This is a genomic window from Streptomyces sp. MS06 (genome assembly GCF_047200655.1).
GTDB lineage: Bacteria > Actinomycetota > Actinomycetes > Streptomycetales > Streptomycetaceae > Streptomyces.
Genome location: NZ_JBJZOJ010000029.1, coordinates 80,313 through 91,947 on the forward strand (window position 1 = coordinate 80,313; position 11,635 = coordinate 91,947).

An 11,635-nucleotide genomic window follows, 5' to 3' on the forward strand; every position below is an offset into this window, starting at 1 on the left:
GCGGGGCGTTCGGGGGGCGGCACCGGGTATCCGGTGAGGGGCGGACGGCGGGGGAGCGCGGGCGCAGGAGCGGCCGTCACCCGAATGCGCCGACCGGCTCCCTCCGTTCCTGTGCCAGGAGCGCGGCCAGTTCGCGGCGGTTGGAAGCCCGGGTCTTCTCCAGGAGGTTGGCCACGTGGCGTTCGACGGTGCGGTGCGACAGATGGAGTTCGGCCGCGATCTCGCGGTTGGTGTGGCGCCGGCCGAGCCGGGTGAGCACCTCGAACTCGCGCACGGTCACGCCGAGGCGCCACAGCCGTTCGGGCACCTCGGCGCTGCCGTGCCGGCGCTGCCGCACCCGCTCACCGAGGTCGCGGAGCTGACCGCGCAAGTGTCGTACGGCGGGATGGATCCCGTGCGCCGCGTAGAAACGCTCCGCTTCCCGCAGCCAGCGGTTCGGCTCCCCCCAGCCGTCACGGGCGGCCGTGCGAGCGACCAGTCCCAGGCCCAGGTGGCGGGCCGGCGGATGGCCCGCGACGGCCGCGAGGGCCTGCCCGAGCGCGGAGTCGGCGGCGGGCGCGTCGCCCGCACGGCCGGCCAGCACGGCGTCGGAGAGGTGGACGAAGTGCGCGTTCCACGGCAGCCGGCTGGCCGGGTGGGCGGCGAGCACCGCGTGGTCGGCCCGGCCCGCCGCGCCGTCGACGCAGTCCAGCAGCAGGATGAGGGCGTACCGGCCCCACAGGTGGTGGGTGTCGGAGCCCCCGCCTGGGGCGGAGCGCCCGCCGTTGCCGGGGTGCGCGCCTACGCCGGGGTGCGCGCCTACGCCGGGGTGCCCGCCTACGCCGGGATGCCCGCCTACGCCGGGGTGCCCGCCGCTGCCGGCGTGGTCGCCGTTCCCGGCGCGGAGCCGGTGCAGGCGTGCCCGGGCGGCCGCGTCGGCGCCGTGCAGCAGCTCGCCGACCGCCCGGCCGAGCCCCTCCACGATCCGGACCTCCTCCTCACGGGCCGCGCGCCAGGCGTCGTGTCCCGCCGGGACGCCGGCGTCGGCGTCCGCGTCCGGGTGACCCCGGTGGGTGCGGACCAGCGTGCTCGCGGCCGGCCCGTAGGCGTGGAGGCCGAGGAGCCGCAGGCGGTCGATGTCCTCCCACGCCGTCTCCACCAGCGCGGCCGCCGCGGAGAAGCGGCCGCAGAACAGGGCGTCCACCGCCAGGGAGAGATGGGTGCGCGCCGGCTCGACCACCCGGGGGACCGCGCCCGCCCCGGCGAGTGCGGCCGCCAGGCGCGCCGCGTCCGCCTCCCGCATCCAGTGGCGTCCGCCGAGCAGCAGCGCCTCCAGCCGGGCGCTCTCCCCGCTTGCCGGGGCGGCCGCCCGCTCGGCGCGCCGGGAGCCCGCCGGAAGGTGCCGGCGCCGGGTGAGCCGTCGGCTCGCGGCGCGGGCGGCCAGGGACCGGCGGGTGAGAGCGCGCGCGGCCGGACCGGCCGCGCGCCGTCCGCGGCCCGCGGCGCCGGGCGGGGAGTCGTCCCCCGCCGGGACGGCGTTGGACGTGCCGTTCGTCGCGGGTGCCTGAACGGTGCCGGGTCCCCGTGCCGGCCGATCGTGGGCCTGATCATCGCTCATGGCGTGCCTCCAGGGGGTTCGGGTGCGTTGTCCGGCGCCGACGAACGGTGCGTCGCTCCGGCCCACCGCGGCCCGTGGCCGGCGGGTGCGCCGAGGGACACCTCGCAGCCGTGGACGTCCCGCCCCCGCGATCCGCGCATCGTCCTCGCCCGGTCACGCCGGGACCGTCGTCGTGATGGATCGAGAGTCGCCTGCCGGGAACCGGCTTCCTATGGGGACCGCCCCCCGCATTCCCCCGCGCCCACCGGTCGACGTCGCCGCCCGCACCGGAATATGGGGGCCGTCCCCCATATGGCGTGCGGGCCGGAGGTGACAGGATCGCGAACGTGATCGATCCGCAGACATGGTGGGTCGGCGGCGTGGCCCTGGCCGAGCGGCTGCCGACAGCCCCGAACTCCGTCAACGCCGCCGGCCCGACGCAGCCCTGGCGGTCCGACCACGCCTCGCCCGCGCTGCTGCGGGCCCGGCTGGCGGACCTCGGGCTGGACGAGGACGGTCTGGGCGCCCTGCTCGCCGAGGAACCCGCCGCCCTGGCCGCCAGGATCGACAAGCCCGGCTGGGCCGGCACCGTCGAGACCGCGCTGGCATGCGCTCCGACCGACCCTCCGGCGCCCGCCGACGGCCCGTGGTCGGCGGGCTTCGCCGCGGTGCTCGCGCCGTTCACCGAGACGGCCGCCCAGCGGCTGCTGCGGGACGTCGACCGGCGGGAACTCGAGGAGCTCGCCGACCCGGAGGCGGTCCGGGGCTGCTTCACCGACCGGCTGAGCGAGGCGCTGGTGCGGCTCGCCCGGCGGACCCTGGTGCTCGAACTCAACGTGCTCCGGGTGCGCGGGCAACTGCGCGGCGGCACCCCGGAACGGCGGTTCGCCGACTTCGTCCGGCAGGCCTCGGCGCGTCCCGGACTGCACGCCCTGGTCACCGAGTACCCGGTCCTGGCCCGGCTGCTGGCACAGTGCTGCGACCAGGCCGTGGACGCCTGGGCGGAGATGCTGCGCCGCCTGGCCGCCGACCGGACCGAGCTGGTCGACCGCCTCCTCGGCGGCACCGACCCCGGACGGCTGGTCCGGGTGGACCCGGGCGCCGGGGACCGCCACCAGCGCGGCCGGGCGGTGGCCGTACTCCACTTCGAACACGGCGCCAGGGTCGTGCTCAAGCCCCGCCCGGTCGCGGTGCACGGCCACTTCAACGACACCGTCCGCTGGCTCAACACCCGGCTGACCGGGCTGGACCTGCGCACGCTGGCAGTGCTGGAACGGCCGGGCTACGGCTGGGTCGAGTACGCGGAGGCCGCGCCGTGCACGGGCCCGGCCGAGGTGGGCCGGTTCTACTGGCGGCTCGGCGCGCTCCTGGCGCTGATCCACGCACTCGGCGCCACCGACATGCACTTCGAGAACCTGATCGCCTGCGCGGACCAGCCCGTCCTGGTGGACCTGGAGACGCTCCTCCACCCGGTCCTGCCCGGGCCCGCCCACGACGACCCGGCCCAGGCGCTGCTGACGGCGTCGGTCGCGCGGACCGCGCTGCTGCCGTTCTTCATGGTCGGCGAGCACGGCGCGCTGGACGTCTCCGGCCTCGGCGGCGACCGGGACACCCCGCTGCCCGACGAGGTGACGGGCTGGTCGGCGCCCGGGACGGACGAGATGCACCTGGTGCGCACCGTGGGGATGTTCCGCGGCTCGGCGAATCGGCCGCGGCTGCGCGACGCCGAGGCCGACCCCGCCGTCCACACCGAGTCCCTCGTCGCCGGCTTCCGGGCGGCCTACGACGTGATCGTCGGCAACCGCAGCGAACTCACCCGCCACGACGGCCTGTTGTCCCGCTTCGCGCAGGACGTGACCCGGGCGGTGCTGCGGCCCACCCGCAGGTACGCCAGCCTGCTGGACGAGTCCACCCATCCCGACGTCCTGCGCGACGCGCTCGACCGGGACCGGCTCCTCGACGTGCTGTGGCGCGACGCGGCAGACGACCCGGGGCTGCGTGCGCTGGTGAGCGCCGAGCTGGCCGAACTGTGGGCCGGCGACGTCCCGCTGGCCGCCTGCTCGCCCGGGTCGACGGACCTGGCGGTCGGCCCGGTGAAGGCCGACGGCCTGGTCGCCGAGTCCGGCCTGGCCCGGGCCGAACGCCGGATCACGGCGATGGGCGAGACGGACCGCTTCGACCAGGAATGGGTGATCCGCGCGACGCTCGCGACCCGGCAACGCGACCACGGAGCACGCCCCGCCGTCCCGCCGCCCGGCCCGCCCGCCGCCACCGTGCCCGACTCCGACCGCCTGCTGGCCGCCGCCTGCGGAATCGCCGACCACATCCTGGCCGGCGCGCAGGACAACGGCCGGAGGGTCAACTGGCTCGGCCTGGAGCCCCTGGACGAGCGGATCTGGGCGGTCCAGCCGCAGGGTGCCGGACTGCCCCACGGCTACTGCGGCACGGCACTCTTCCTGGCCCAGCTCGCCGACCTCACCGGCACCGAGCGGTACGCCTCGGTCGCCCGGCGCGCGCTGACCCCACTTCCCGGCCTGCTCACCGCACTCGCCGGCCGGCCGGCCGACCTGCCCGCCGTCGGCGCGGGCTTCGCGGGCCTCGGCGGGATCGCCTACGCGCTCAGCCGGCTCGCCGCCCTGCTGGACGATCCCGAGATCGCCCGCTGGACCACCGCGGCGGTCGACCTGACCGCCGCCGCGGCAGGTGCGAGCCCGCAGCCCGGGATACTCGACGGCGACGCGGGCTGCCTGGCCGCGATGCTCGCCGTGCGGCACGCCACGGGATCGACGACCGCCGCCCGCACCGCGCGGGCCTGCGCCGACCGGCTCGCCGCGCAGGCACCCGACGGCCTGCCGGGCGGCGGCTTCAGCACCGGCGCCGCCGGCGTCGGCTGGGCGCTGCTGCGGTTCGCCGCGGCCGGCGGCGGGCCCGCGCACGCGGCGGCGGGCCTGGCGGCGCTGCGCACGTCGGCCGCCCGCCACGCGTCCGCCCCGGCCGGGACCGGCTGGTGCGACGGGCCTTCGGGCACCGCGCTGGCGGTCGCCGACAGTGACGTCGCGCTGGACGTCCCCGAGCTGGCCGGCCTGCTGGACGCCGTCGTCGAGGGCGCCGCCGCGCCGACCGCGGGGGACCACAGCCTGTGCCACGGAGAGGTGGGAGCGCTGGACCTCCTCCTCACCGCGGCCCACGCCGGTCGCGCCGGACCCGGCGCGACACTGCCCCGCGCGGCCGCGCTGCTGGCCGACCTGGACCGGTTCGGCCCGCTCTGCGGGACGCCCGACTCGGTCAGCAGCCCCGGGCTGCTGACCGGCCTGGCCGGTATCGGGCACGGATTGCTGAGGCTCGGCTTCGGCTCCCGCGTCCCCTCCGTACTGCTGCTGCAGTCGCCGGCCGCGTAACACGCAACCGCCCATCCCGGACCCTCGAAGGAGAGCAACCGATGAGAGACAACGACCTCGTCACCGCTTGGAAGAACCCGGCTTCCCGGAACGGGGCCGGCGCCAACCACCCGGCGGGCAGCATCCGTCTGGGCGCCGGGGCGGTCGTCGGCCGCCGCGCCCAGTTGCTGGCCGGCCTGGCCACCACGGAGGGCGACGCCTCCACGGTGTTTCCCACCTACTCCATGTCCCTCACCTCCTGGGGCGACACCGGCGGGTACTGAGGTTCCGTCAGAACCCCTTCCCTGGCAGAAGATCGGACCCGGAGATACCATCCGCTGGTGCTCATCACATCACCAGCGGTGATCGGGCGCGGCGCTGAACTCGCGGAATTCGACGCGAGTCTCGCCGCTGCCAGGGAAGGGGACGGCCGGGCGGTGTTCCTGCTCGGCGAGGCCGGGATCGGCAAGTCGCGCCTGGCCGCGGAGTGCGCGTTCCGCGCGTTCACCCGCGGTCTGGCGGTGCTGCGCGGCAGATCCGGCGCCGGCAGCGGTGCCGCCGCCCCGTTCCGCCCGGTCGCCGAGGCCCTGCTGTCGTTCGTCCGGCTCGGCGGACTCCCCGACGACGCCGAACTGGCGCCGTACCGTTCGGCGTTGGCCGGGCTGCTGCCGGAGTGGCGCACCGCCGAGCACAACGGCGCGCCGGCCTCGACGGTGGAGACGGCCGAGGCGATGCTGCGGCTGCTCGGCACCATCGGCCGCGACCTGACGCAGCACCCGCAGCCCGGCTGCCTGCTGGTCCTCGAGGACCTGCACGACGCCGACACCGAGACCCTCGCCCTCGTCGACTACCTGTGCGACAACATCCGGGGGCTGCCGATCCTCCTGCTGGCCACCCTCCGTCCGGGGCCCGGATCCGCCGAGCAGACGGCCCGGCAGATCGCCCAGCGCCGGTCCGCCGTCCTCAGCGAACCCCGCCCGCTGACCGACGAGGAGGTGCGGGCGATGGCCGAGGCCGCCCTGGCCGCCACCGGACCGGCACCCCACGACGCGGCCGTCCGGCTGCCCGACGAGGTGGCCGGCAGGCTGGCCCGGGACGCCGACGGCAATCCGTTCGTCGTCGAGGAACTGCTGAACGGCATGATCACCGCCGATGTGCTGCGCCGGGGACCGGACGGGGGCTGGCACGTCAGCGGCGATCTGGACATCGATGTCCCGCGCACCGTGGTGCACAGCGTCTCCCAGCGGTCCGCGCGGCTCAGTCCGGACGGACGGAGCCTGCTCAACAGCGCGGCCGTGCTGGGCCGGCGGTTCTCGCTGGCCGTCCTGCAGGCGGTCAGCGGACTGCCCGACCGGGACCTGCTGGTCCACCTGCGGGCCGGTATGGAGGCCCACCTCATCTCGCCCAGCGGCCCGGTGGGCGACTGGTACGAGTTCCGGCACGCACTGACCGCCGAAGCCCTCGTCGCCGCACTCGTGCCCGCCGAACGCGCCGCGATCGCGGCGCGCGGCGCCGATGCGATCGAACGCGCGCACCCCGGGCTGCCCGGAGAGTGGTGCGTCCTCGTCGCCGACCTGCGGCAGGCGGCCGGGGACCTCCGGGCCGCCGCGGAGTGCTTCGCGCAGGCCGGCCGGTCCGCGCTGGACGGGGGCGCCGTCAACTCCGCCGTGTCGCTGTTCGAACGGGCCCTCGACCTGCTGCCCGGGCCGGACCGGGCAGCCGACCGGGCCGCGCTGGTGGAGCAGTTGGTGTACACGCTGGCGGAGAACGGCCAACTCGACCGGGCGTGCGCACTGGCCGACGAACTGCCGGAAGCCGGCCCGGGCGCGCCGGATCCGGCCCGGGCCGCCGCCCTGCAGGCCCGCATCGCCCGGGCCTGCGTGATCGCCGCACGTCTCGAGGACGCCGCGGCCCGGGTGCGCCAGGTCCGCCGGCTGCTGCGGCTCGTTCCGGACAGCGCCGGCCCGACCGCCGCAGCCGAACTCGGTCCGGCGGTCGAGCTGGTCGAGGCCCACCTCGTCCTCTCCGGAGTGCGGGACAGCGGCGGTGACGGCGACCGGACGCACGAGGCGGAACGGCTGGCCCGGCAGGCCGCGGACGGCGCCGAGCGCGCCGGGCTCCCCGAGATAGCGTGCGAGGCCTGGCAGCTGCTCGCGGTGCTGGCACGCCGGCACGGCTTCGAGGAGTCCGACTCGTACCTGGAGAAGTGCCTCGTGCTGGCCACCGAGCACCGGTTGACCGGGTTGCAGCTCGACACCCTGATGTGGCTGGGCGTCAACGACTTCATGTACACCGGCTCCTCCACCCGGCTGGAGCGGGCCCACCGTGCGGCACTCGGCCACGGCGCCCTGGCACTGATGTACCGGGCCGAGGCCGCCATGGCCATGCAGAAGGTGCTGCGCGGCGACTACACGGGGGCCCGGGACCTGGCCGACCGCTGCGCTGAGGGCACCGCCCGGCTGAGGGACGCCGACAACCACCAGTTCGTCCTGCTCACCCGCGTGGCGCTGGCCGCCCACCAGGGGCGGCGACGGCGGATGGAACGGGAACTGGCCGAGTTCAGCGCCTGGGGCGGCGAGCAGTCGCTCCAGTCCCCGCAGGCCTTCGGTAGCCGCGCGATCTGCGCACTGCTGGAGGAGGACCACGACCGGGCGCTTCGCGAACTCGACGAGGCGTTCGCCTGGGAGGAGCGGAACCCCTCCGTCCACTACCTCAACGGCCGCTACGGACTGCGTCCGCTGCTGCGCGCCCTGTCCGGGCGGACGGATCCCGCGGAGCACGCGGCGATCGCGGCCGACCCCGCCGCGGCCCTGCCGTGGAACCGGCAGTTCGAACGGCTCGCGTACGCGGTCCACGAGGGCCGGGCCGGACGCGGAGCGCAGGCCGAAGCCGCGGTGGCGCAGGCCCTGGAAGCAGGCGAACCGTTTCTGATGGCCCGCCGGCTCGGCCAGCGGCTGGTCGCCCCGACGGCGATGGCCGACGGCTGGGGCGATCCGGTGGGATGGCTGCGCGAGGCCGAGGAGTACTTCCACGACGCGGGCGTTCCGGCAGTCGCCAACAGCTGCCGCGACCTGCTCCGGCAGGCGGGTGCGACCGTCCACCAGCGGCGCCACGGCACGTCCGCCGTACCGGCCCCGCTGCGACGCCAGGGGCTGACCGCGCGCGAGTACGAGGTGTTCCTGCTGCTCGCGCCGCGCCTGGGGAACCAGGAGATCGCCGAGCGGCTGTACATCTCCCCGCGGACGGTGGAGAAGCACGTGGCCAAACTGCTCGCCAAGACCGGCCGGCCGCACCGGTCGGCCCTGTGCGACTACGCCACCGAGGTGACCGCGCAGCTCCGCTGAGCAGGGCGACCCGCGGCACGGCGTGGCGCGGTGCGGCATGGCAGCGCGGCGCGGCGCGGCACGGCGCGGCGCCGCCGGTGCGGTGGCAGCCGCGGGGGAGACGGCCGTGGGGGAGACGGCCGGATGCGGCCCGCCCACGGTCGGTCCACCCGCGCTCGGCCGGTCGCAACCCCGGCGCCCGACTCCGCGCACGGCCCGGACGGACGACGCACACGAGCCCCGCATCGGTCCCGGCCGGGCCGTTCCGTCCGACACCGGCCGCCCCGGAACCCTGACCGCGCCCGCGGCCGTTCCCGGTCGAGGAGGCCGGACGGACTGCGGCGTCGGCCCGGGCCCACCCGCCCCGGCGCCTCCGCCGCCGACACCCATGTTCGCGCCGGCAGCAGGCCCGTCCGCTCCCGCGAACTTGGGTGGTCGCCACTCATGCCGGCGCCTTCGCCCCCTGCCAATCTCGAAGCAGGTCGCCGGCGGCCGGTGGAACCGGCCGCGGCGGCCGGAACCCGGCGCGCGGCGCGACATCGCCGCGGACGCCGGGATGTCTACGGAGCGGACGGACGAAGGGAGGCGCGGCCATGAGCCTGGAACTGTTCACCGTCGCGGACCGCGACCACTACGCGCCGCCCGCGGCCTGCGCCCAGGGACAGCCGCGACTGCGTCCGGCCGCCGTGCCGGAACACTGGACGGCGGTGGAGACCGGCCTGTGGACGGACTGGACGCCCGCCGGCAAGCGGTACGGCGACGGCTCCGTCCGGGTCACCGCGGCGGCCCGCGCCGGCCGGGAGCAGCACGTGCTCGACGCCTTCGCCGCGGTCTGCTTCGCACGGGCGGTGCCCTTCCGGCACGTCTCCACCACCGTCGTGCGCGCACTGCTGGACGGCGAGCACGGCTCCCGGCCGCAGGCGGGACGATTCTGCATCGCCGCCCCCGCCGACCCGCCGGAGGCGGAGAAACTGCTGACGGCGCTGCACACCGCCCTGCGGGGCGAGACCGGACCGGTGCCGCCGACCGGCCGCCGCCACCGGGACTCCCGGGTGCTCCGGTGGGACGAGTCGGCCCGCCCGGCCCCGTGCGTCCTGCGCCCGGACGGCCTCCGGTGCCCCGCCGGGGAGGACGACCTTCTGGACGGCCCCGAGCCCGCCCCGACCGCACCCGAGGGCTACGTACCCGTCCGGCTCCTCGACGCCGCGAACACCGGGTACACCTTTCTCGCCCGGGATCCGCGCGACGACCGCGAGGTCCTCGTCGAGCAGCGGTTCGCCCACAGTGGAGTGGACGGGGACGGACGGTCCGCCCTCGACCGGCTGGGCGAGCGGTACGAGGCACTGCTCCGGTTCCACGCCGGGGCGCCCGGCCACTGCCCGCGGCCGCTGGACCACCGCACCGACGGCGAGAGCGCGTGGCTGGTGACGCAGCCGGTCGCGGGGGTGCCGCTGAGCGCGTGGATCGTCGCGCACAGCCCCATGGCGGACAGCTCGGCCACCCCGGCGCACTGGTCCGCCTACTACCGCCGGGCCGCCGGACTGCTCGACCGCGCCCGGGAAGCGCTGGCCCGGCTCCAGCAGCTCGGCGCGGCGATCGGCCGGATCGGCCCGCACGACGTGCTGGTCGGCCGCGACGACCGGGTCGCCTTCACCGGACTCACCGCCGCCCCCGCTCCTGCCCCCGCGCCCGCCCCCGCCGCCGACCCGGACTCGGACCCTGACCCGGCACCGCCGGAGCACGGCGCGGACGACCTCACCGACGCTCTCGGCCGCCTCGCCCTGCCGATGCTGACGCCCGCCGCCCCGGCGGCCGCACTCGACGCGGGAGTGCTCCCGCACGTCCGCCGCGACCTCGAACGGCGTCAGGCCCCCGTCCCGCGTGCCCTGTGGAGCACCGCCCTCCGGGGCGCCGGGCCCGCGGGGGAGGCTCCGCTGCCCGCCCCGGAACGCGTCGACGCCGACGAACGGGCGGCGCTGGCCGAGTTGCGCGACCGCATCGCTGCCGGCGTCGTCGGCGCGGCCGAGGACGCACCCTGGCACATGTTCCCCACCGTGCCGCAGGGCTACCTGAGCAACACGCTCGGCGTGGCCTACGGCGCCGCCGGAGTCCTCCACGCACTGCGGATCGCGGGCACCCCGGCGCCCGACTGGGTACCGGCCCGGCTGCGCCGCGACGCCCTGGCGCAGGCTCACCGCCTGCCCCCCGGCCTCCTCTCGGGGCTGGCCGGCATCGCCTGGGTGCTCGCCGACCTGGGCCGGCTCGACGAGGCGGCGGAACTGCTCGCCGAGGCCGACCGGCATCCGCTCACCCGCACGTCGGCGACGCTGGCGTGGGGCGGGTCGGGCGTCGCACTGGCGCACCTCGCCCTGTACGGGCACACCGGCGAGCTGCACCACCTCGATCGTGCCGCCGAGTTCGCCTGCCGGCTCCCCGAGTCGTCCGCCGCGCTGAGCCCGCTGCTCGGACCCGGCGACATGACCGGCCTGTGGTACGGACGCACCGGCGTCGCCCACGCGCTCCAGCAACTCGCCGCCGTCACCGACGACGAGACCCTGCTGCGCCACGCCCGCGGGCTGCTGCACGCCGAACTCGACCGGGCCGTCGAGGAGCGCGGGGAGCTGTCCTTCCCGGCCTCCGCCAGGGACCGCAGGAAGCTGTACTACCTCTACTGCGGTACCGCCGGCTTCCTGACCGCGGCCGCGCGCCAGTCGGCCGCCATGCCGGACGAGCGGCTCGCCGGAGCACTGCCCAAGCTGATCCGCAAGGCGTCGATGACCCAGGTCGCGCACGCCGGGCTGGGCAACGGCCTGGCCGGGCTCGGCTTCGCCCTGAGCGAGTGCGGCCGAATCCTGGACGACCCCACCGCCCGCGCCGCGGCACGGAGTTCGGCCCGGGCGCTGTTCGGGCACGCGGTGCCGCGGGGCCGGTCCGCCCACGTCCTGGGCGATCTGCGGCTGCGGTTCAGCTCCGAGCTGTGGAGCGGCGGCGCCGGCGTGCTGCTGTTCCTCGCACACCTGCTCGACGAGCTGCCCGATCCGCTGTTCACGGTCGACGCCCTCGCCGCCACGTCCCGCGGGGCGGTCCCCGCCTAGTCGTCCGCCCGGTCAACCGACCGAGCGGGTCCACCGAGAGAAGGAGAACACACATGTCGAAGGTTCTTTCGCTTCAGAACATGGAGACCGAGCAGGTCGACGAGGGCACCGCCGTGGAGGGCAGCTGGGCCTTCTGCAGCGAGAAGAGCTACTTCCTCTGCGCCTAAGACGCGGTACCGGGGCGGGGGGGGGGGGGGGGGGGGGGCAAGAGGGGGGGGGAAGGGGGGGGGGGGGGGGGGGGGGGGGGATGAGGGGCGGTGTTGG

At 76.6% G+C, this 11,635-nt stretch carries 5 protein-coding genes; 4 read left to right on the forward strand and 1 reads right to left on the reverse strand.

The genetic code is table 11. The annotated features are described in order from the left end of the window. Nucleotides 1-76 precede the first annotated feature (76 nt). Nucleotides 77-1,597 carry a response regulator transcription factor gene (locus ACL02U_RS17755; RefSeq protein WP_412791820.1) on the reverse strand — a complete coding sequence of 507 codons (1,521 nt, stop codon included), beginning with the start codon at nucleotides 1,595-1,597 and terminating at the stop codon, nucleotides 77-79. A 326-nt stretch (nucleotides 1,598-1,923) separates the two neighbouring features. Between ACL02U_RS17755 and ACL02U_RS17760 the strand changes: the two genes are divergently transcribed. The 4 genes from ACL02U_RS17760 (at nucleotide 1,924) to ACL02U_RS17775 (ending at nucleotide 11,371) form a co-directional block, all read left to right on the forward strand. After that, entirely contained in the window at nucleotides 1,924-4,974 is a 3,051-nt protein-coding gene (locus tag ACL02U_RS17760; RefSeq protein WP_412791821.1) for a type 2 lanthipeptide synthetase LanM family protein, read from the forward strand. 41 nt (nucleotides 4,975-5,015) lie between these two features. Next, nucleotides 5,016-5,237 carry a hypothetical protein gene (locus ACL02U_RS17765; protein ID WP_412791822.1) on the forward strand — a complete coding sequence of 74 codons (222 nt, stop codon included), beginning with the start codon at nucleotides 5,016-5,018 and terminating at the stop codon, nucleotides 5,235-5,237. 57 nt (nucleotides 5,238-5,294) lie between these two features. Then, nucleotides 5,295-8,297, forward strand: coding sequence for a helix-turn-helix transcriptional regulator (locus ACL02U_RS17770; RefSeq protein WP_412791823.1), 3,003 nt, complete (start codon nucleotides 5,295-5,297; stop codon nucleotides 8,295-8,297). Between the two features lie 572 nt (nucleotides 8,298-8,869). Continuing rightward, nucleotides 8,870-11,371 (forward strand): lanthionine synthetase LanC family protein, encoded by a 2,502-nt coding sequence (locus tag ACL02U_RS17775; RefSeq protein ID WP_412791824.1) that lies wholly within the window; start codon nucleotides 8,870-8,872, stop codon nucleotides 11,369-11,371. Nucleotides 11,372-11,635 lie beyond the last annotated feature (264 nt).

What these genes read in the sequence shown, in the direction of transcription:
- ACL02U_RS17755 (WP_412791820.1), bottom strand. Translation starts at nt 1,597, where the DNA reads ATGAGCGATGATCAGGCCCACGATCGGCCGGCACGGGGACCCGGCACC.
- ACL02U_RS17775 (WP_412791824.1), top strand. Translation starts at nt 8,870, where the DNA reads ATGAGCCTGGAACTGTTCACCGTCGCGGACCGCGACCACTACGCGCCG.
- ACL02U_RS17765 (WP_412791822.1), top strand. Translation starts at nt 5,016, where the DNA reads ATGAGAGACAACGACCTCGTCACCGCTTGGAAGAACCCGGCTTCCCGG.